Origin of the sequence: Pseudobacteroides cellulosolvens ATCC 35603 = DSM 2933 (assembly GCF_001262605.1) — a bacterium.
GTDB classification, from domain to species: Bacteria; Bacillota; Clostridia; order Acetivibrionales; family DSM-2933; genus Pseudobacteroides; species Pseudobacteroides cellulosolvens.
Window position 1 is genome coordinate 4,318,601 of the sequence record NZ_LGTC01000001.1, and the last position, 22,322, is coordinate 4,340,922.

Annotated in this window: 22 protein-coding genes and 1 riboswitch; of the genes, 3 read left to right on the forward strand and 19 right to left on the reverse strand. The window is 36.6% G+C overall.

What is annotated here, in order from left to right; translation table 11 throughout:
• Nucleotides 1–1,232: 1,232 nt before the first annotated feature.
• From Bccel_RS17660 to Bccel_RS17675, 4 genes are all read right to left on the reverse strand, one after another.
• Nucleotides 1,233–3,290, reverse strand: coding sequence for a UvrD-helicase domain-containing protein (locus tag Bccel_RS17660; RefSeq protein ID WP_242853075.1), 2,058 nt, complete (start codon nucleotides 3,288–3,290; stop codon nucleotides 1,233–1,235).
• A gap of 139 nt (nucleotides 3,291–3,429) precedes the next feature.
• Complete coding sequence (locus Bccel_RS17665; RefSeq protein WP_242853076.1) at nucleotides 3,430–3,780, reverse strand: DUF1294 domain-containing protein; 351 nt, start codon at nucleotides 3,778–3,780, stop codon at nucleotides 3,430–3,432.
• Nucleotides 3,781–3,848: 68 nt separating this feature from the next.
• Nucleotides 3,849–5,207 (reverse strand): PFL family protein, encoded by a 1,359-nt coding sequence (locus tag Bccel_RS17670; protein ID WP_036938727.1) that lies wholly within the window; start codon nucleotides 5,205–5,207, stop codon nucleotides 3,849–3,851.
• Nucleotides 5,208–5,219: 12 nt separating this feature from the next.
• Nucleotides 5,220–5,489, reverse strand: a complete 270-nt coding sequence (locus Bccel_RS17675; RefSeq protein ID WP_036938729.1) for an ACT domain-containing protein — start codon at nucleotides 5,487–5,489, stop codon at nucleotides 5,220–5,222.
• Between the two features lie 315 nt (nucleotides 5,490–5,804).
• Between Bccel_RS17675 and Bccel_RS17680 the strand changes: the two genes are divergently transcribed.
• Both Bccel_RS17680 and Bccel_RS17685 read left to right on the forward strand, forming a co-directional pair.
• Nucleotides 5,805–7,085 (forward strand): putative DNA modification/repair radical SAM protein, encoded by a 1,281-nt coding sequence (locus Bccel_RS17680; protein ID WP_036938732.1) that lies wholly within the window; start codon nucleotides 5,805–5,807, stop codon nucleotides 7,083–7,085.
• Nucleotides 7,086–7,137: 52 nt separating this feature from the next.
• Nucleotides 7,138–7,887, forward strand: a complete 750-nt coding sequence (locus tag Bccel_RS17685) for a TIGR03915 family putative DNA repair protein (RefSeq protein WP_242853077.1) — start codon at nucleotides 7,138–7,140, stop codon at nucleotides 7,885–7,887.
• A gap of 3 nt (nucleotides 7,888–7,890) precedes the next feature.
• Here Bccel_RS17685 and Bccel_RS17690 read toward each other — a convergent pair whose 3' ends face one another.
• The 9 genes from Bccel_RS17690 to Bccel_RS17725 form a co-directional block, all read right to left on the reverse strand.
• Nucleotides 7,891–8,322 (reverse strand): MOSC domain-containing protein, encoded by a 432-nt coding sequence (locus Bccel_RS17690; protein ID WP_036938734.1) that lies wholly within the window; start codon nucleotides 8,320–8,322, stop codon nucleotides 7,891–7,893.
• The gene (moaC, locus tag Bccel_RS17695) at nucleotides 8,315–8,809 is read right to left on the reverse strand and encodes a cyclic pyranopterin monophosphate synthase MoaC (protein ID WP_036938737.1); all 495 of its coding nucleotides are present in this window, start codon (nucleotides 8,807–8,809) and stop codon (nucleotides 8,315–8,317) included. Before moaC ends, Bccel_RS17690 begins: the two co-directional genes overlap by 8 nt.
• A gap of 3 nt (nucleotides 8,810–8,812) precedes the next feature.
• Entirely contained in the window at nucleotides 8,813–9,565 is a 753-nt protein-coding gene (locus Bccel_RS17700; protein WP_201781970.1) for a GTP 3',8-cyclase MoaA, read from the reverse strand.
• Nucleotides 9,566–9,585: 20 nt separating this feature from the next.
• Nucleotides 9,586–9,789, reverse strand: a complete 204-nt coding sequence (locus Bccel_RS30975) for a hypothetical protein (RefSeq protein WP_201781971.1) — start codon at nucleotides 9,787–9,789, stop codon at nucleotides 9,586–9,588.
• Nucleotides 9,790–9,798: 9 nt separating this feature from the next.
• A complete protein-coding gene (locus Bccel_RS17705) occupies nucleotides 9,799–11,709 on the reverse strand; it encodes a molybdopterin biosynthesis protein (RefSeq protein ID WP_036938741.1) in 1,911 nt (636 codons plus the stop codon).
• 18 nt (nucleotides 11,710–11,727) lie between these two features.
• Entirely contained in the window at nucleotides 11,728–12,951 is a 1,224-nt protein-coding gene (locus Bccel_RS17710) for a molybdopterin molybdotransferase MoeA (protein ID WP_036938743.1), read from the reverse strand.
• 5 nt (nucleotides 12,952–12,956) lie between these two features.
• Entirely contained in the window at nucleotides 12,957–13,634 is a 678-nt protein-coding gene (locus tag Bccel_RS17715; protein ID WP_050753600.1) for an ABC transporter ATP-binding protein, read from the reverse strand.
• 2 nt (nucleotides 13,635–13,636) lie between these two features.
• Nucleotides 13,637–14,323, reverse strand: coding sequence for an ABC transporter permease (locus Bccel_RS17720; RefSeq protein ID WP_242853078.1), 687 nt, complete (start codon nucleotides 14,321–14,323; stop codon nucleotides 13,637–13,639).
• A 28-nt stretch (nucleotides 14,324–14,351) separates the two neighbouring features.
• Nucleotides 14,352–15,260, reverse strand: a complete 909-nt coding sequence (locus Bccel_RS17725) for an ABC transporter substrate-binding protein (protein ID WP_242853079.1) — start codon at nucleotides 15,258–15,260, stop codon at nucleotides 14,352–14,354.
• Nucleotides 15,257–15,378: riboswitch (molybdenum cofactor riboswitch) on the reverse strand. Its footprint overlaps the gene before it by 4 nt.
• Nucleotides 15,379–15,500: 122 nt before the next feature.
• On the opposite strand from Bccel_RS17725, the gene mog reads away from it, so the two are divergent.
• A complete protein-coding gene (gene mog / locus Bccel_RS17730; RefSeq protein WP_036938749.1) occupies nucleotides 15,501–15,992 on the forward strand; it encodes a molybdopterin adenylyltransferase in 492 nt (163 codons plus the stop codon).
• Nucleotides 15,993–16,069: 77 nt separating this feature from the next.
• Here the strand turns inward: mog and Bccel_RS17735 are convergent, their stop codons facing one another.
• The 6 genes from Bccel_RS17735 to Bccel_RS17760 form a co-directional block, all read right to left on the reverse strand.
• Nucleotides 16,070–16,318, reverse strand: coding sequence for a hypothetical protein (locus tag Bccel_RS17735; protein ID WP_036938752.1), 249 nt, complete (start codon nucleotides 16,316–16,318; stop codon nucleotides 16,070–16,072).
• 2 nt (nucleotides 16,319–16,320) lie between these two features.
• Nucleotides 16,321–18,072, reverse strand: a complete 1,752-nt coding sequence (locus tag Bccel_RS17740; RefSeq protein WP_036938755.1) for an aldehyde ferredoxin oxidoreductase C-terminal domain-containing protein — start codon at nucleotides 18,070–18,072, stop codon at nucleotides 16,321–16,323.
• A complete protein-coding gene (locus tag Bccel_RS17745; protein ID WP_242853080.1) occupies nucleotides 18,062–18,481 on the reverse strand; it encodes a 4Fe-4S dicluster domain-containing protein in 420 nt (139 codons plus the stop codon). The genes Bccel_RS17740 and Bccel_RS17745 overlap by 11 nt, the downstream gene beginning before the upstream one ends.
• A gap of 220 nt (nucleotides 18,482–18,701) precedes the next feature.
• Nucleotides 18,702–19,886 (reverse strand): pyridoxal phosphate-dependent aminotransferase, encoded by a 1,185-nt coding sequence (locus Bccel_RS17750; RefSeq protein WP_036938757.1) that lies wholly within the window; start codon nucleotides 19,884–19,886, stop codon nucleotides 18,702–18,704.
• A gap of 50 nt (nucleotides 19,887–19,936) precedes the next feature.
• Nucleotides 19,937–20,893, reverse strand: a complete 957-nt coding sequence (locus tag Bccel_RS17755; protein ID WP_050753601.1) for a serine hydrolase — start codon at nucleotides 20,891–20,893, stop codon at nucleotides 19,937–19,939.
• Between the two features lie 42 nt (nucleotides 20,894–20,935).
• Nucleotides 20,936–22,255 (reverse strand): D-alanyl-D-alanine carboxypeptidase family protein, encoded by a 1,320-nt coding sequence (locus Bccel_RS17760; RefSeq protein ID WP_050753602.1) that lies wholly within the window; start codon nucleotides 22,253–22,255, stop codon nucleotides 20,936–20,938.
• Between the last annotated feature and the right edge of the window lie 67 nt (nucleotides 22,256–22,322).

Consider the following 22,322-nt stretch of genomic DNA (forward strand, 5'->3'; position numbering starts at 1 on the left):
AGTCGCAAATAAGCGGCTATGTATGTTTTATCCCTGCTGTATTCTGTTTTTCTAAATAACTAATTGGAGCTTCAAACAGAATATTCATGCTTCTTTTTATTTACATATCACTCCTCTCAAAATAGTAATAAAAATAAACTTACGGTTTTCGTTCGCATTTTTGAAAAAACCGCTTATATCTTCAGAAAAATATCTAAAGTTACAATTGACCCTCAACATTTATATATAATAAATAACTCTTAGCCACTTTCAATCTGGCCTTTTAATGAAAAAGTGATTAACCTATTACGCAACACTTTTCATATAGATCAATAGGCAACTTATTTAAGCAAACACTTATACCATACTATACAAGTCCCATAAAAAATATGATGACATTTCACTAACAATAATGTGTTATAAGCGTCTTGCCTTTTATTCCTGAAGAATTATATCATAGGTATAAAATTGCTTTTGTTTACCTAAAATAAACATCTTTTGTTAAACTTATTCAATAATTCAATTAAGAATCATAGATATGAGATACTTTTTTAATGTGATATTTAATATTTTGAATGTGTTTAGATAAAGATGAAAAATGGTATGAATTAAGAGCGAATTGATCAATAAGCAGTATAATAATTATTATCTCCAGGCTGGTTATACTGCAACCGGAATTAATAATATTAATACTATTCCATGAATGAAGTGTGTATTAGTTATGAATATTGGGCGTATTTATAATAAATAAGTCAAGAAAATTAGTATATATCATGTTAGTGTTAAGTCAAACATCCTAAAAATAAGCTATTTATTTACCATATTAATTTTTCAAAGTTCGAAAAACAATAAAATCAAAGTACATATCTTCTATACTTAATAAAAATCTACTATTCAAACAACAACTTTAATTACCAAAGTTTTGAAACGCTGTTTCTCAAATCACTTCAAAAACAAATCAGATGAAATACACACTGAAGAACCAAGCAAATATTGATTTCGTAAACATGCATAAGTAATCCGTTTATTATTACTTCCTTAGTAATATATGTAATATTTTAGGAAAAACGAACAACAAAAAGGAAGAAATCAAGCGATATCTCAATTGCTTCCCTATGTAAAAAAAATATTATTACGAATCAACTAAATAAATATCTTATCTCTATATATATTATAAACAATTTATACATATTTTTTTATGATTTTTCTTTTGATTTTTTGATAAGCCTTATGAATTTTAAACAATTTATAAACTATTCCATTATTTCATCAAAGTATTCGCTCAAAATGCCGTCATTCTCAAAACCATTTGCCGAAAGAATCGATTCAAAAGTAATAACTTTTTCTTCACAACGTTTAAGTAAGGACCTCATGATCATTGCAATATAATCCTTTTGATTCCTTACCTCCATATCTTCAGTATATACCATTTGGTCATCCCATGTTTTTGAAAGAACATGTACATTGGTCAACTCCTTGATGCTGCGGGGTGTCCAATTTTTACTGCTTAAGCTGCTTAGTATAAGCACCTTGGATTTCATAGAGCATGATAAATAAGATACAGGCGTAGTCAGTACCACGGTATTACCATGTAATTTCTCTTCCAATTCAAAAATACTTTCAGAAGCCTTAATGCCACTTCTAACCATTTCTAAAAAGCCCTTGTCAGCACTGATGTTCTTAAATCTTGATACTATTTCAACGAAGGTCTGTGCACTATCTATAAGGTTCTTAGCCTGCAACACATCATCCTCAGATAAATCCTGTGAAACAAGTATTTCAAGGAAAACCTTCTGCAGGAAGGCGTCTATAGGGAGTTTTACTTCAAGTTCTCTGTATTCATCTATCCAATTCCTTATATATTCATACTTTTCAATATTGTAATATCCAATTCTCTCTACAAGACCGGGAAATTCAATATCCGGAAACCTTGCATACGGCTTTTGCCTGCATATTTCATCGGCTAATATGGAACTTCTTATTGGATCAATTCTCAATATCAGCCTTATTAATGATCTTACATTATCCCTATTAGGAAGAAGATTAAAAGACGGGTAACAAAGCAACGCCAATGTTATTAGTGCCTGAGAAAACGGGTTGTCAATTATTCTGTTTTTTCTTGAATGATTGTTCAAAATAAGACCATTCGCCTCTAAAATTCTGCCGATGACAAATTCAGTAACCGGGTCAGCGTACGTAGAAAGAATTGTTATATCTGAAGGAAGATATCCATTTTCCCGTATTAGTTTTATAACCTTTTCCCCAATAAGCTCCAGCATATCACTTCTAAGTTCTACAGGCTGGGTTCTTTCAATAAAAGCCTTATTATGTATTCTACTAGAAGTTTTTCCTTCAATATAATCATAAAGCATATCGGAAAATTCATACATGAAGCTTTTACATGTGAATGAAGTATCAAGATCTACTATTTTACACCTTTTTAAAAGCTTTTCTTTAACATAATCATGGTTACTGCCGAAAACCTGTCCATAACCACCTTCATGATTATATCCTAAAAAGCATGATTTTACATTTGGCAGAAGCAAATCTATAAAATCCACCTCTGTTGGAACACACTCTTCTAGATTGTCGATTATTATATGCTGCACCCTTTTAAAAAGCTGGTCTCTATAGAAATCATCAGCAATAAGGCAGCTATTGTAAAGCTCAACAGCCATTGCAAAATCAAAAACTCCAAGCTCTATACACTTATTTCTATATGCTGCAGTAATATTGTCAGCATCATGAAAAATCTGCCGTTTAAGATCATCCTTTATTTCAAGTGAATTGTATAGTCTGCTGCCGATTTCTTTATATGATATACCTGATGTGGCAGCTTTAACTAAGTTCGAAGTAATATCTATCGATATCCTATCGGTAAAAGATGCTACCCCCTGAAAAATTCCTTTTCTTTCCCTGTGGGATTGTATAACGGTGGATACCAAAAACTGTGCAGACTCAAAAGTCAGGAAAGTCGGTTTTATTCTCCGATCCAGAATATCGCTGCAATTTTTTAAAATAATTGGATAGTGTGTTCTGATTTCACTTTGGATAAAACCATAGTATGAGGTTCTCCAAATAGTTCCGGAACTTTTAAGAAATGTTTTTGTTCTCCAATCAAGGGATTGAGTTCTGTTTAATAAAAGAATTAATATTTTTTCACTGGGTATACACAGCTCGTTCACCATGTATTTGTATCTTTCCAGTAATATGGTGGTCTTGCCTGAGCCTGTAGATCCTTTTAATATAAATTTTGAATTATCCGGTGCCTCTATAATATTTTTAAACTTGCTATCAGAAATAATAGCCAATCACCCCAAAAAATCTCTTGGGAATATTATAGCACCATATGGAAAATTTAAAAATACATTTAAGAAATTTTTCCCTTTAGTCATGTTTAAGTTATTTATTATTTATTATTTTGTAATTTTAAAAGTTATTCCTTAACAATCACTTTATCAATAAATAAAATGCCATAACCTGCATTACAAAAATTGCCGGAATACCAACCATAAATTTCAGATGCTTTGTCTTATGCCTAAACAGAAAAAAAGATATGTAAAGGCCGGGACAGCCACCGACTAACCCTAAAATAAACAGAGTTTTCTCAGATATTCTCCATTTTTTATGCTTAGCCTTATATTTATCAATCCCAGAAACAACTAACGCAATCAGATTTATAGTTATTAATATTAAAATTATATAACTTTTAGGCATTTTCAACTCCCCAAAATCTGTATTAGGTTTAGATGAAAAGTGATTAATCTCTATTTGTCTATCGCAAATTTCCTCTAAAACCATTTGGTATTTGCTTTACCAAATATAAGATTAATATAACACTTTTCATCTATTTATATCACTTTATATAATCAATTCCTCAAGCTGTTAATAGGTGCTGGTATGCGGCCACCACGCTTTATAAACTCATCACTTCCAAACCTGTTCACATTCATAACAGGGCCGGTGCCTAAAAGTCCTCCAAATTCAACAACGTCTCCAACCTTCTTGCCAAAAGCAGGAATAACCCTAACCGCTGTTGTCTTGTTGTTTATCATACCTATTGCTGCTTCATCGGCAATTATTGCTGATATTGTAGAAGCACTGGTATCACCTGGTATAACGATCATATCAAGACCCACCGAGCAAACGCAGGTCATAGCCTCCAATTTTTCCAATGTAAGAGCCCCAGCTTTCACAGCCTCAATCATCCCTGCATCCTCACTGACAGGTATGAAAGCACCGCTTAATCCGCCAACATATGATGACGCCATAACTCCTCCCTTTTTTACTGCATCATTTAATAAAGCCAAAGCTGCAGTTGTTCCATGTGCACCGCACTTCTCAAGTCCCATTTCTTCTAAAATGTATGCAACGCTATCACCCACAGCCGGTGTTGGTGCTAATGAAAGGTCAACTATACCAAACTCGGCATTGAGCCTTCTTGAGGCTTCCTGTGCCACAAGCTGGCCCATCCTTGTAATTTTAAAAGCTGTCTTTTTTATAGTTTCGGACACAGTTCCAAAATCAGCACCCTTAACCTTTTCCAACGCACTCTTTACAACGCCTGGGCCGCTTACCCCCACGTTTATTACACATTCCGGTTCTCCAATTCCGTGAAATGCACCTGCCATAAACGGGTTATCCTCAGGAACATTGGAAAATACTACAAGCTTGGCACATGCTAGGCTGTTATCATCCTTTGACAGCTCTGCAGCCCTCTTTATTACTTCACCCATTTCCCTAACAGCATCCATATTGATACCGGCTTTTGTTGTTGCAACATTAACTGATGAACATACCAGTTTTGTAGAACTTAAGGCTTCGGGAATAGCTCTTATTAGCTTCCTGTCTCCATTTGTATATCCCTTGTGGACCAGTGCTGAAAAACCTCCGATGAAGTTTATGCCCACTGCATCAGCCGCTTTATCTAATGCTTCGGCAAACTTTACATAGTCCTCCTCATCTGAACTTTCAGCAATAAGAGATATTGGAGTTACCGATACTCTCTTATTAATAATCGGTATTCCATATTCTTTTTCTATATCGTTCCCAACCTTAACCAGGTTTGCGGCAAGTCTAGTTATTTTATCATAAATCAATTGCCTTGATTTCTTTGAGTCCCCATGGCAGCAGTCCCTTAATGATATACCCATTGTGATTGTTCTAATGTCAAGACACTGTTCCTGTATCATATTGATTGTTTCAAGTACTTCCCTTGTTCTTATCATTAATCCATCCCCCTAAATCCTATGCATTGAATTAAAGATGTCTTCATGTTGAATTCTTACTGAAAGCCCAAGTTCCTCACCTTTTTTCTCAAGCTTGTCAGCCAGCTTTGTAAAATCTATAGCAAGCCCTGAAATATCAACAAGCATAATCATGGTAAAAACATCCTGGAGTGTTGTCTGGTTTATATCCAATATATTTACATTGTTATCCGCTAAAACGTTGCTGATCCCGGCAATTATTCCAACTCTGTCCTTGCCGATTACTGTTACTATAGCTCTCATTTCTATACCCCCCTGTTAATTGTTTAAAATTGACCAGTTAATTATTTGTTAATACTTTATACAATTTAATTACATCCTATTTTTTTCTTTATTTTGATAATCAAAGAAAATTTAAAAAATAAAAAAACTATATGAATAGAGTAACATAAGCGTATTATACAGTTTAAAATTCACAATATCAACCCGAACATGTGTTTGATTTTTGGTTATTTATGTGATAAAATGATAAAAAAGAAATTAATTCTTATTTAATGTGAATATGGACATTTAATTATTTGTTAATACCCAAATTACTCATGATGAAAAGGTGATGAAATGGAACTGGAAACCAAACTGGAGATTTTATCCGCAGCAGCAAAATACGATGTATCATGTTCCTCAAGCGGCAGTAATCGAAAAAACACTCCAAACGGCTTGGGCAACAGCCACAAGGCAGGTATTTGTCACAGCTGGTCGGAAGATGGACGCTGTATATCACTATTAAAAATTCTTTTTTCAAATCAGTGTATATATAACTGTACATATTGTGTTAATAGATGCAGTAATGACACAAAACGAGCCGCGTTTACTCCCTATGAAGTGGCAGCCTTGACTACAAATTTTTACAGAAGGAATTATATCGAAGGACTCTTTTTAAGCTCAGGAGTCATTAAAAACCCTGATTATACCATGGAACTACTCATAAAAACAGTTAAGCTTCTAAGGGAAGAATTTCATTTCAATGGTTACATACACCTAAAAGCAATTCCCGGAGCCGACACCAGGCTGATTCATGAAGCTGGCTTGTATGTTGATAGGATGAGTGTAAATATCGAGCTTCCGTCAAGTCAGGGATTAAAACTTCTGGCTCCAGATAAAAACAAGGAGTCCATAATAAAACCTATGGGTTTTATTAATAATGCAATAGCCGCTGTTAAAGAGGAAAATAAAATTTACAGAAAAAAACAGTCATTTGTTCCAGCCGGACAGAGTACTCAGCTTATTGTAGGTGCTACCCCGGATCATGACTACAATATCATAAAGCTATCCGAAAATCTTTATAGGCATTTCAAGTTAAAGAGGGTATACTACTCCGCATATGTTCCTGTAGTTGAACACCCCAATCTGCCCGCTATCAATAAGCCTCCCCTTTTAAGAGAGCATCGGCTCTATCAGGCAGACTGGCTTATGAGGTATTATTCATTTAATGCTGATGAGCTTCTGAATGACGGCAGTCCGGACTTTGATCTGGAGTTAGATCCCAAATCATGCTGGGCAATAAGAAATCTGCATATTTTCCCCATAGAAATTAACAAGGCAGATTATCAAACGCTTTTGCGGATACCTGGCATTGGTGTTAAATCTGCCCAAACCATAGTTTCTTCAAGGAAACTTTGCTCACTAGGTTATGACGATTTAAAGAAGCTTGGGGTGGTTTTAAAAAGGGCACGGCACTTTATAACATGCAAAGGCAAGTTTTATGGTAATTCCTTTAATGAGGCATTTTTGAGAGATGAATTGGCTGCTGAAAACAGTGTGGGCTCAAAAAAGGTGTGCAGCGGGCAAATTTCAATGTTCTCATACTTTGGCAACAATTTAAACTCGTTATTGCAGTAAGCCCTATGTATATATAAATCCTCACATACATAATATATAAAGGAGAGTACCCATGAATGACCAAATGATTAGCTACACCTATGACGGAAGCTTCGAAGGGCTTTTGAGTGCAATATATGAATCATATTACAGGCATGAAATACCTCTTAATATTTTACCTGAAGAATCATCACAGATGGGTATCTTTACAAAGGATTATAATGTAAAAACCAATATTGAAAAATTTCACAAGGTTTATAACTCAGTTAGAGAAAAAATTTCACCATTAGCCTTAAGAAATATTTATTATGTTTTTATTTCCGACTCCAAAAACAAAGAATTAATCATATACAAATACTTAAAACTTGGCTGGAAGTTTGGCGGGGACATCGACAGGCTCATAACAGATGAATCAGTCCTAAATGTACGGATAATCAGCCGCAAGGTGACATCTGAATGTCACAGGTTTCTAGGATTGGTCCGTTTCAAACTTATGGAAGGTGATTATTATTATGCATCTCTAGAACCCGATTATAACATCATAAGTTTATTGGCTCTCCATTTTTCCAAAAGGCTTTCAGACCAAAGATGGGTAATCCATGATCTTAAGCGAAAATTAGCTGTAGTATATGACAAAGAAGGATGGTTCCTTACCGCAATTGAACAACCTCTAGGAAGTCATTTAAGTGCTGAAAAGGAAGACTTTCAAACCCTCTGGAAGCTTTATTTTAAAAACATCTCAATAAAAAACAGAAAAAACCCAAGACTACAAAAACAGTTTATGCCTGTCAGGTATTGGGCCCATCTGGTAGAAATGGAATAGGTGTCAGCAAAAATCAATACTGTCGCCCGGCTTTATAATGCCTCCCTGGAGTACCCTGGCAAATATGCCTTCCCTTGGCATTACGCAGTCACCGATTTTATTATAAATTTCGCACTTTTTATGGCACTCTTTACCGATTTGAGTAACCTCGAACAATACATCATTTATTTTAAACCTGGTACCTATCTTCAGTGTATACAGCTCAACACCTGACGTCGTAATATTTTCAGCAAATTTACCTGTACATAAGCCTGTAAGGCCTAAATCCTTCATTTTTTCTATGCTTTCAATTCCCAAAAAGCTAACCTGCCTGTGCCAATTGCCTGCATGGGCATCCCCTTTTATCCCAAAGTTCACAATACATTCAGCAACATCTACCGATACCTTGTGTACACCTTTTTTTGCACTGATATTAACTGCGACTACCTTACACATTTTCCTGACCTCCTGTCTGCCTCACATACTCGCCTGATTTCCCGCCTGTTTTTTTAATAAGGGTTATATCACCGATTACCATACCCTTATCCACAGCTTTGCACATATCATAGACCGTAAGAGCCGCAACAGAAACTGCTGTAAGGGCCTCCATTTCAACTCCTGTTTTCCAGCAACAGCTCACCCTAGCCTTTATATCAACGCTTAAGTCTTCCAAGTTGCAATTAATTTCAACTTGAACCCCATCAACAGGCAGGCTGTGACACATTGGTATCAGCTCATCAGTTTTCTTTGCTGCCATAATACCGGCAATCCTCGCAGTGGAAACCACATCACCTTTAGGCATATTGCCATCCATAATAAGGTTTAGAGTTTCCTCTTTCATAAATACCTTACCAACCGCCACAGCCTCACGTTTGGTTATATCTTTTCCAGAAACATCCACCATTCTGGCATTTCCTTTTTCATCAATATGACTTAGCCCCATTTTCTACCCTCCTATGTTATTCATGCTTCTTTGTGAGTTAAAATTTTCACTGAAGTTATGTCCCCTAGGTTTTTTGGAAATAACCTCCCTGATAAATTCATTAAGCTTTATAGGTTCTTCTCTTAACACTTTTAAGAGATCATATTCATCGTTATCCCCAAGACAAAGCTTAATCTTTCCATCGCATGTAAGTCTAATCCTGTTGCAGTTTCCACAGAACTTATGGCTCATTGGACTTATGAATCCTATCTTCCCTCTAAACCCAGGCATTTTGTAATATCTGGCCGGCAAGCTTTCATCACGGTTTTGAAGCTTCACAAGCTCTTTGTATGAGTCAATGATCCCGGAATTATATACTATCTTATCCATGTTGCTCTCTCCAAACTTTCCGATAGGCATAAGCTCAATAAACCTTACCTCGATTGGCCTGTCCTTTGTGAGGAGAAAAAAATCTTCTATTTCATCATCATTTATTCCCTTTATAAGCACAGTATTTATTTTAATTGGCTTAAGATCTACATTTATAGCTTCATCAATTCCCTCAAGCACATTGTGAAGGCCGCTTACACCTGTTATTTTCATAAACCTTTCAGGATTAAGGGTATCAAGGCTTATATTAACCCTGTGGAGTCCGGATTTTTTAAGATCATTTGCCTTTGAAGCCAAATTTACACCATTGGTTGTCATCGAAAGATCAATAATTCCAGGTATCTTTGCTACACGCTCAATAATCTCATTAATATCAGGCCTTATCAAGGGCTCTCCCCCTGTTATCCTCACTTTTTAATTCCTAGTTGTGCCATCTCACTTATAATACTGTTATATTCGCTTGGTGTAAGAAAATTTTTGCACCCCAAATTCAAGGGCTGCTTTTCCTTGTCTGAATCGTTTTGAGGCATGCAGTATATACAATTAAGATTACAGTTTCTTGTGACAGAAACCCTTAAATATTCAATGTTTCTGTTATATTTATCCCTCATATTTTCACCTCAAAGGGTATATACCCTGCCCGCATTCTCAATTCTATATCCTTCCATTTCAGTTAGTATCCTCTTAAACTCATGGGATTTCAAAATATCCAGAAAAGTTTTGACATGCTTCATTTCCATAAACCTCTCTGGAATGATAAAATCATACTCCTCTTGGCAAACCGGTATAAAATCCAGGCCATAGATTTTAGCAGCAGAGTATATTCCAAGCCCAACATCAGCATTCTTAGCTGCCACTAGTGCTGCTATCGACATATGGGTATACTCCTCCCTATCATAGCCTTCTATATCCTCTTTTTCAATCCCTTTTTGTTTAAGAAGGAAATCCAGAAGAATCCTTGTCCCCGCTCCCTTCTGTCTGTTAACAAAGGAAATGCCGTCTTTTTTAAGATCCACTATTCCATTAATGTGTTTGGGATTACCAGGTGCTGTCATAAGCCCCTGAATTCTTTTCACACCTTTTATGAGATTAACTTTTTCATTAGGAAAATATCTTTTCAAGTAGCTTATGTTATATTCTCCCGTTTCCTCATCAAGAAGGTGAATGCCTGCAGCATGTGCCTCTCCCTTTTTTATAGCCATTATTCCCCCGATACTTCCTACATGGGCTGAGGATAAATACATTCCATAATCCCGTTTTCTCATTATATCTGTAATAACATCAATCAAAGGGTCATGACTTCCAACTACCATAATGGTATTTTTTATTTCCTCATGATCTTTAAGAAGCCTTATCTTTACCTCTTTACCGCTTTCAATACCCTCCTGATTTAATGGTATTTCCATTATTCCGTCAGCCTTGACCATAGAAGTAATCACACCTGCTCCTCGGTTTAACGGCGTAGCCACCATCTTACCATCAACAAAACCTGTCTTCATCCTGACAAATTCTTTGTATTTTAATGATGATACAACCTTCTTTGACAGGACGGCATTGACAGTTTCATTAGATGGGTATGATATTCCCCTATATATCTCCAATACCTTCTTCAAAATCTGGTCCATAACAATAATTCCCGATACAGGATATCCAGGAACTCCGATTACTGGTTTGCCATTCACTATCCCAAGTATGGTTGGCTTGCCCGGCCTTATTGCTATACCATGTACCAGTAATTTCCCCACACTTTCGACGGCTTTTGCGGTAAAATCCTCTCTTCCCGCCGAAGATCCGGCGTTTACAATAATAATATTACATTCGGATGCAGCACTTTTTATTGCCTGGGAAATACTTTCCAATTTATCGGGAATGATGTCGTAAACACGGGGAATAGCACCCCAATTTTCCAGCATTCCCGAAAAAATGGAGGAATTAAATTCAATAATTTCCCCCGGCCCTGGATCGGACTTAGGATTTATTATTTCGTCACCTGTGGGAATAAGTCCAACCAAAGGCTTTTTCCTTACCTTAACCTTAAGAACTCCACCTGCAAGAAAAGCACCCACAATATAAGGCTCTATCAGTGTATTGGAAGGAACAATCATCTCGTTTGCGCATACATCCTCACCAATCTGCCTTACATTCTGCCATGGTGAAGAAGCATTTACAAGCTTAATACTTCCATTACCAAGCTCAATGACATCCTCAATCATTACAACGGAATCAAACTCATTTGGAAGTGGATCACCGGTGTCCACCCTCTTAAAATCCGCCTCTTCAATCAGGTGAACAGGGGTTGTGTCAGTTGCACCATATGTACTGCTTGCCTTAAGGGCAATTCCGTCCATCGCACATGCATTGTAGTGGGGAGAAGATATTAGTGCATATACTGCCTCACTTGTTATTCTTCCAAATGAATCCTTTACAAAAATTTCTTCACTCCCCCAGAAAACACAGGACTTTTCTATCTCCTCGATATATAATTGAAGAGCTTTATCAAGCTCTATATTGTTTAAGTATGAAAAACTCATATTAATCTCTCCAAGTGCTTATAATAATATAACCTCAACATCTTTTCCCTCTTCAATCCCTTCACATTCTCGACCTATTCTTAAGAAACCGTCCGCCTGAGATACAAGAGATATGAGGCCTGATTTACCGAATAGCGGATGAGCTAAAAAACCATCATGAGAAGCTTCCAGTCTAACTGTTACAAACTCTTCCCTTCCGTTATTTGACGGATAGTTATGAGCCATTTTAGCCCTTATAACTGAAGATCCTATAGATTTAGAGTCATTGAAGGCATCAATAAGCTTTAATACAAACACCTTAAACACAATATAGGCTGCAGCAGGATGTCCTGGCAGACCAACAACAGCTTTATGATCAATTTTGCCTAATATTGTAGGCTTACCCGGTTTTACTGCAATCCCATGTACCAAAACGCCAGGCAGTCCAAGTGAATTTATAACTTTCATGGTCTGATCTTTAAGCCCTACAGAGCTTCCCCCAGATATGAGAATTATGTCGCATTCTTTTAAAGCTAAATCAACCTTACATTTAATCTTGTGGAAATCATCCTCACAAATTCCATACATTACCGGCTCACAACCATATTCCACTATACCGGCATGGAGGAAATAGGAGTTTATATCTCTTACCTCGGAACCCTCAGGTTTGTTTTTTATATCCACGATCTCATCACCGGTTGAAACTATACCAACTTTAACACGCCTCTTAACGCTTATATGAGTTACTCCTAAAGCAGCAAGCGCCCCAATATCCTGGGGCCTGATTCTGGTACCAGGTTTTATTACAGCATTTCCGCTCTTTATGTCATCTCCCTTAAAGACAAGATTGTTACCTGGTGCCACTGACTTGTTTATGTATATAAATCCGTCATCAAAGTTATCGGTATACTCTATCATAACTACTGCATCGGCATTGCGGGGAATTTGCCCTCCAGTCGGCACATATATTGCCTCTCCCTTTAAAAGATACACGTCCGCTTCCTCGCCCATCTTTATCTCGCCTGCAAGCTTAAGCTGAGCGGGGCAGGAATCACTAGAACCGAAAGTATCTGATGCCATGACAGCATATCCGTCAACAGATGAGCGGTTAAAGCCCGGAATATCTTCTGCTGAAACAACAGACTCTCCACATATTCTTCCTACGGCATAATTAATTTCAATAGTTTCGCATTCAAGTTGATATCCTTTGAAGTTCTTTTCAATTATTTCAAAAACTTCATTTACACTTTTAACACTAAACATCTCTGTTATATCCTCCAATTGGCCAAAAAACTTATTGTCTCACTTTTTTCAGGATTTTTGAAGAGCTTTTCAGGTTCGCCCCTCTCATAAACTCTACCTTCAAAAAGGAATATGGCTTCGTCAGCAAGCCTGATGGCTTGGGACGGATTATGGGTTGTTATTATAAACGTTGTCTTATTTTCTTTATTTGCTTTTTTTATATAATTTTCAACAAGATGAATGCTTGAAACATCCACGGCAGCAGCAGGCTCATCAAGAAGAACCACCTCTTTATCAAGCACTAGTATTCTTGCAGTTGCCACCCTTTGTGCTTCACCGCCTGATAAACTGCATGCTCTTGCCTCCTTCAGATTTTCAAGTCCCACCTGTTTCAAAGCATCTTTTGCCTTTTTTAAAGCATCATCCTTGTTAGCTATACCCATCATTATATTTTTTAAAACTGAAAAGTTAAACATATAAGGTTTTTGAGGGAGGTATGCAAAATCCATCTCCTTTTTGCCTGTATATAAAACCTCCCCGCTGTCTGGCTTTTCAATCCCTTTTATTATCTTTACAAGAGTTGATTTACCTGATCCATTTGGTCCTAACACAGCATAAATTTTCCCTCTTTCAAATAATAGATCATCAATATCAAGAACAATTCTGCCATTATATGACTTTTTTATTTCCTTTAAGCAAATCAACGCTATACCTCCTGAATCCTTTGCATAGTCCAGTTAATTATAAAGGATATTAATAGGAGTATTATCCCTAAGGCTAATCCCTTATCATAGTTACCCTTTCCAGTCTCCAAAACAATGGATGTGGTAATAACCCTGGTATGGTATTGAATATTTCCCCCTACCAACATCACTGCACCCACTTCAGAAATTGCCCTTCCATACCCCGCTAGAACTACAGAGGTAAGCTGATATCTGCATTCCAATATCAGCATTGCAAGTGTCCTTATATATCCTAAGCCAAGGCCTTTACATGTCTCCTCAATACATTCCGCCTTACTCTTTATTGCAGAAATGGTAAGCCCCATAATAATTGGCGTTACTATTATTACCTGTGCAATCACCATGGCGGGTGCAGTAAAAAGCAGCCCTAATTCGCCCAACGGCCCTTTCCTTGACAGCATAAGATATACCAACACCCCTACAACAACAGGCGGCAGTCCCATTAATGTCTGAACAACCCTTACCAGCTGCTTTTTGCCCTTAAACTCTTTGCTCCCGATTACTACTCCTGATGATATTCCAATAACAGAAGAGATAATGGTACTAAAAACAGTAACAAAAAGGGTAAGCAGTATAATACCGTATATTTCCCTATCAAGTGAAAATATTAAATTGAACGCCTCAGTAAAGCTGTTTAATATATCAGTCAAAATAATTACCTACTTTAAGAGTTATTGATTAATCTTTTTTAACATAATTTACATAAAAAAGGCTCTCCCCATACTTAACCTTACCAAAATTATTTATCATAACAAGGACTTTTTCAGATGTCATCCATTCTACAAATTTATCTGAATTCTTCTTATTAACATGTTTGTGCTTATCAGGATTAACTTTAATTATTGTGTACTGATTGAACAAATCTTTTGCATCCATAAGCAAAATCTTAAGATCAAGCTTATCCTTCATTGAAAGAAAAGTGGCCTTGTCTGTAAGTGTATAAGCTTTCTTTTCGCTTGCCATTTTCAACACTTCACCCATTCCCTTACCGGCAGACACATACCAATCATTGCCAGAAGGCGTTAGTCCGGCTTTTTTCCATATACCAAGCTCCTTCTTATGTGTTCCTGAGTCATCACCCCTTGATACAAAAAAGGATTTGCTCCCCATGATCCTTTTAAAACATTCTTCTGCACTCTTTGCAGATCCACTAATTTTAGCCGGGTCGTCCTCTGACCCAACCAAAACAAAATAGTTGTACATCAATTCTATACGTGATAAGCCATTACCGTCAGCAACAAATTTCTCTTCAGACTTTTTGTCGTGAATAAATAACACATCAGCATTTCCATCTTCACCGGTCTTTATAGCTTGTCCTGTCCCTTGAGCTATAATCTTTAAAGTAACCCCGGTATCCTGTTCAAATTGGGGCTGCAGGTATTCAAGAAGCCCGGAATCGTTAACGCTTGTCGTTGTTGCAAGCGTCAGCACACTTCCATTTTGCACAGACTTTTCCTCTGTCTTTTCATCATTTTTTGTACAACCCGACATTACAAATAGCGTCAAAAATATAACAGTAAAGGTAATGAAAAGTGCTTTAGACCTCAGTAGACTTTTAGGCATGATTGAATTGATTGATTTTAACATTATTAATATTTCCTCCTTTTCAAATGGAAGGCAAGTCCGTTTCCGCAACTCACCCTGAACGGCCTGGAATCCATGGCATTACGCTTTAGGAATAGAAGGCTCGGAAGATTTTACGAACGCTTTATATAAAATTTTATGACTTTTATACCTCATTGTTATATAATATATTGTTATTATATAAACAAACTAACTTTATTAAAAGTGATTAATCTTTTAATAAAACTTAAGGGAGGCTTTAATTTGTCATTTAAAGTAGGTATAATTACTGCAAGCGATAAGGGTTATGCTGGTGAAAGGCTTGATGAAAGCGGTAATGTCATAGCCCAAATGATTGCTGGTATTGGTGGAAAAGTAGTTATATATAAAATAGTTCCTGATGAAAAGCGTGAGATTTCAGAAACCATTATAGATATGTCGGATAATGTAGGTGTTGACCTCATCCTAACTACTGGCGGAACTGGTTTTTCACCAAGAGATATAACTCCTGAAGCAACTCTAGCTGTCATTGACAGGCTTGTTCCCGGAATACCCGAAGCCATGCGTCAGAAAAGCCTTGAGATCACGCCGAAAGCTATGTTATCCAGGGCAGTTGCAGGTATCCGTAATAGTGCACTCATTATAAACTTGCCAGGCAGCCCAAAAGCCGTTGCTGAATGTCTTGAGGTAGTATTGCCCGTTCTCCCCCATGGTATCCAAATACTTAAAGGACAAGCCGGCGAATGTGCACGTTAGAAAAAATGCCCTTGGGAATTATGGTGCCGGTATCTGCTTCATCAAAGGCACCATAATTCTCAGACACTATATCTTCATTAGCCTCCAATAATTGATGGATAAAGCTTTATACTGTCTCCATCCTCAAGCAGGCTTGCAATTTCAACGATACTAAAGCTTTGCTCCAGCTTTTTACACCTCATTACAAAACCTATCTCTTCATTAGGTATGCCCGCTTCCTTCACAGCATCAATGATAGAAGCTTTATCATTAAGCTCCAGCTCGAAAGCAGTCTTACCCTGGGTAAACCTTTTAAACCAGTAATTTACCTCTACATGGATTTTCATAACTAACTTTCCTTTGCCAAAAGTTCCTCTGTTTTGTTATTATACATTTCTATCATTTCATATGTCAGCTTTTCATCAAGAATACCAGACATACTCGGGGTTTCAAAAAACCTTTTAGGCAGTTTGACTTCCTTTAGATCAAATCCAAGGGATTTCTTAATTCTCAGCTTGGATTTATAAATCCTCTCACCTATAGCTGTCAAATCATCATTCGTAAGGTCGTATCCAATTGAATTAAGCACAGATATAATTGTTTTCCTGTCATATACCTTTCTTGCAAAGAGGCATATAATAAGAGAATTGAGCATACACCTTTCCTTCTCTTCCTCAAACAATGCATTAACCATCTTTTCCTTGTCAAACTCTTTCATAGATTGATCTAGTGAATAGCCCCCATTACACAAGTGGGAATGTCTGGCACCAACAGTTGCTCCAACAATCGCACCATATCCGGTGTGATACCCAGGCATTTCATTTTTTCCAAGGGCCATAGCAAAGTCTTTTCCTCCATAAACATCGGATGCCTTATCTACGCCCTCACCCAAATAGCTGTAAAACTCATTCTTCCTTATAGAAATATATTGAATTGCCTTTAAATAGTTTTCAGTATTACCAAAAGCCAGGTTAACCAATGTCTGCTCTTCATTTACAAGCTTTTTAGCAAGAGCTTCAGTTGCCCATCCTAAAACAACTCCTGCCGACATGGCATCCATTCCTGCCTTTTCAACTTCTTCGATAAGCTGTAGAACTTCATCAGAGGATTTTATACCCAGAAAGCTACCCAAAGCAAATATGAGTTCATAATCATAGCCTACGCTTACTGCCTCATATTCATATCCCTTGTCAAACTCACGCCTATACTGACCAATATGGATACATCCCACAGGACACCCTGTGCACGCCATTTTTCTGACAAGGTTGTTTTTAGCAAAAGTGTCTCCGGATATTTTATCGCCGCATTCAAAAACACCCTGCTTCAAATTCTTGGTGGGAAGTGCTCCTGCTGCATTTAAAGGTTCGATATTTATCGGGGTACCTACGTCATGGTACTTTGACATTATCTCGGTGTCGGTAACCCTCTGGTAAATTTCTTGAAACACCTTAAAATATTCTTTAAAGTTCTTTATAGGTAAATTCTTATCACCCAAAACTGTAATAGCCTTAAGGTTTTTGCTACCGAAAACAGCACCAAGCCCCAACCTTCCAAAATGCCTGTAAGTATCAACGCAAACACTTGCGTATTTTACGAGATTTTCTCCGGCAGGTCCTATTCTTATAATACTTCTCTTACCGCCGCCAGGCTCTCTTTCTCTTATATTTCTGCCTATTTTGTCATTAGACATACCTGCAAAAGCTCTGGCATCCTTAAACTCAACATTATTTCTGCTAATAGTAAGATATGAAGTGCTTTTTGATTTCCCTGTTATAACAATTGCATCATAACCAGCCATAAACAAAGTCATAGCCAGCCTTCCCCCTGCATAGCTTTCACCAAGCTCCCCAGTGAGGGGTGAACGAAACATCGCTACCGTCTTTGTAATTACTGGGAAAACTGTTGATGCAGCACCAATTGCTAATATAATAGGCTGTTGCTCATCCAATACATCAAGCTCTGGCTTTAGATTCTCTTCAAGGAGTTTTGTTGCAACACCCACTCCTCCTAAGTAATCACAGAGATCTTTTCTATGATCTATACGAATTTTCTTCTGAGTTAAATCAATATATAGAACCTTTATATATTTCTCATAAATCATTTGGAACATCCTCCATTCTTAAGCATTCATGAGGGCAAAACTTTGCACAAACCCCACAATGCTTGCAAATAATTGGTTTATGCTCATCATCATCAAAGTGTACTGCACTTACAATACATGCGTCTACACATTTTTTGCAGCCAATACATTTGTCCTTTTTCAATACAACTCCTCCACCAGGCCTTTTTTCAAGTGCTCCGGATGGACAAGCCTCTGCACATGCCCTTTCATCCTTGCATGCGATACAAACATCAACAACAAACTTTCCTTGTAATCCCCCGCTTGTTCTAATCTTTATTGCACTCTTGGAAATTGAGTGGTTTTGTTGATTCACACCTGAACAAACCAGCATGCATGTAAAACAACCAATACATTTATTCATACCATCAGTCTTTAAAATCTTAGGCACTGTAATCACCTCACAAATATTAAAATACGATAATTCTCAACAAATAGTTCGTTAATTATATAACAATTATTATACATCAATCTGAGTGCGATTTAAAGTTTTTAATTCCCCATATTAGAAATACCGAACCACATAGTTTTACAGTTCGGTATTTTATCAAAACAGTTTATTAAATGTAAAATGATTATTTCAAAACATATAGATGCTGCCGCAAAAAAACTTACCCCCTGCAGTCCTTTGCTAAGGCCTCGAAAGCCGGAAGTGCACCCTTAATTGTTTCCAGACTGCTGCAGTATGCTATTCTGAAATACCCTGGACATCCAAAACCTTTTCCAGGTACAATAAGAAGATTATATTTAAGTGCCATTTTTACAAACTGGGTATCATCCTCGATAAGTGCTTTCGGGAAAAGATAAAATGCTCCCTCAGGCTTAATACATTCAAAGCCAAGACTTATCAAGTGATTGTAAAGTAAATCTCTGCGTTTCTGATATTCTCCAATATCTATGGTAACGTCCATAGTTTCGGCAATTACTCTCTGAAAAAGTGAAGGTGCATTTACATACCCCAGAATCCTGTTTGTAAATATCAATGCATCCATAAGCATATTTATCTCTTTTATCCTTGGGCTTGCAGCAACAAACCCAATTCTTTCACCAGGCAGAGACAGTGACTTGCTGAAAGAACACCCTTGTATTGCATTATCAAATATTTTTAACAAACTTGGAAGCTTCACTCCGTCATAAACCAGCTTGTTATATGGTTCATCAGATATTACAAAAATCTCGCTTCCAAATTCCTTTTGTTTCTCTTTTAAAACTTCTGCAATTTTTATTAATGTTTCCTCTTTATATATTACACCAGTTGGATTGTTTGGTGAATTAATTATAATTGCTTTGGTATTTTTAGATATTTTACTTTTAAGATCATCGATATCCGGTTCAAAAGTATCCATGTTGGGTTTAACAACAACAGTCTTTCCACCGTGATTATCAATGTAGAAAGAATATTCTACAAAGTAGGGTGCGAATATAATAACCTCTTCACCGGGATTAAGTATTGATTTGAGTATAATATTAAGGCCTCCGGCTGCACCGCAGGTCATGACGATATTTTCCCCTTTTAGTTCTACACCTGATTCTTTTGTAAGACTTGCAGCAACCTTCTCCCTTACATCCATATAACCTGCGTTATTCATATACTTATGAATTCCCGCCACATCATCACATATATATTTTTTTAATGTATCACGTACCAATAAAGGAGGCTCCATATCAGGATTACCTAAAGTGAAATCAAATACGTTCTTGTCACCATGAATTTTTCTTAATCTTTCCCCTTCTTCAAACATTGCCCTTATACCTGATGAGTTTGTCAAATTACTAACTACTTTTTGTGAAAGCATACCATACTCCTCCTATGTAATTTTTTCTCTATCTTTATGTTGTGATTTTATTATTCCAAATCATATACTATTTTTGATATTTTAGCAACCACCTGTGGTGCCGTATTTTCATCAACTTCTTTAGACATAATGGAAATTATATAAGGCCTGTCTGTAAATACTATACCTACATCATTAATAGTATTAACCTGGGTACCTATTTTATGAGCAACCTTAATATCTTGAGGTAAAAGTGCCGGAATTCTATCATTAAACTTTGTATTTAAAAGATTATCCATAAACTCCTTACCCAAATCGCTATTGTTATTGCAAAACTCATAGACACACTTCATATAAATCCCCATATCTCTTGGACACGAAACATTCTTGCCATCATTGACAACAGTACCTCCAATCTGCCTCATATAATTCTTTACGTTTCCTATGCCTATAAATCTCAGCAGCATGTTTGTAGCCACATTGTCACTATGGGTTATTGATAATTTTGATAACTGTCTTATGGTATACTTTTTGCCGAAGCTTTCAGTTTGTATGATCCCGGTTCCGCCCTCATAGTCATTTCTTAAATACTTTAATGTTCCTGTCAGGTTCACATCACCGCTCTTTATCTTCTCAAAAAGATAAAGGTTAATTGGCACCTTTACTGTACTTGCAGCAACAAACTCCTCATATTCATTTATTCCAAACGATTCATTGGTAAAAAGATTATAGTAATAAACACCATAATGACCATCCACACCTTTAAGATAACCAAGTAAAGTGCTCTTAATCTTTTCAGTTCTTTCGCTGCTAATTACTTTAAAATTATCTGTTTCTTCTTCTGCCTGTTTTATTGAATCCACCTTGGAAAATTGCTGTGCAAAAGCTAGTACATCTTCTATGATATTCTCACCTGATAACACTTTATTGACTTGAAATCCTATAAAAAATAATATGCACAGTATAATAAGAAACCTTATTCTTTTAAATATAAGCCTTCTTCTTCTTTTGGCTTTATTTACTGCCATAATACACTACCGCCCTTACATACGAATAACAAAATAAAACATCTATAGACTATTCATCCTTCTTGCTCTTCTAGATAAACGTTTCATAACAAACCTCAAAACCAAAAATCCACCGCATATAGCTATAATCGGTATTAAAATCTTCCTTACAGTATTTTCAGACTTTGCAACCTGTTCATTGTCGGTATTTGCAACTACTGGCTTTTCAATATCACGAGAGGCTACTACATTCACCGTTCCGAGTAGAACCCCATTCTTTTTGTATTCAACAACACCGAGTTTATCTCCTTTTTTGACAGGTGCCTTGATAGACGGTTGAATTTTCTCTTCCCTAATTAAATCATCAGCTGAATCTATCGGTGTGGCACATGAAAAATCAGTTTCAGCAACCAAATCAAGCTTTTCATTGTTTTTTGAGTTCTCAACTGCAATGCTTTTAAGAACATCATTAGCACTTACAAGCTTTTTATTTACAAAATGTTCAAAGCCATATTTGTAGAGCTCCTTTGTGTATGAGAACACCTTGTTGTTGCCTTCGGTAACATGCATTACTACAGCAATCAATTCAAGTCCGTCTTCACCTACAGCAGATGATACAAGGTTATTTCCTGCTGCACTGGTGTAACCTGTCTTTATGCCGTTAACTTCATAGTTGTGCTTCTGTCCGTCTAATGTATAAGGATACTTGTTTGAATACCACAAGAGCTTGTTTGTTGATCTCAATGGATCCCATTTTTGATGTTTGTTTGTTGCTGGTAAATCTTTATAATATTCTTTGGCTACAATCTCCCTTATTTCAGGCTTAGTCATGGCATATCTGGCAATTAGAGCCATATCCCTTGCAGTAGACAGATGATTCTCCTCACCCTTTGCATCATCCTTGCCGCAAGGATTCACAAAATTGGTATTATAAGCACCCAATTCCTGAGCTTTCTCATTCATCCTCTTGGCAAATTCCTCTTTTGAACCGCTGATGTTTTCTGCAATTATATTAGCTGTTTCATTTGCAGAACGTACAAGCATGGCATTTAGCATGTTCTCTAATGTTAGATTGCTTTCACCGGCCATTATCCCAATATTCATGCCGCCTGGACCAATATCGTACACAGCATTTTGTGATACATTCATTATGCTGTCCATCTTACCATTTTCAACTGCCAAAATTGCAGTCATAATTTTTGTAGTACTTGCAGGCCTCAGTTTAACATCTGCATTATTCTCAACCAGAACCTGACCTGTTTTCGAATCCATAAGAATATAGGAGTAACTTGAAGGTATATTAACAGGCTGCGAATATGCAACACTACCTAATGAAGCAATAATTAAACATACTTGTAAAAAAAGCAAAATTCTCTTAATCATATTTATCCTCTGTAAAATTTTTAATTAATTATAAGTCATTGACAATTATTTATACATTTCGACCAAG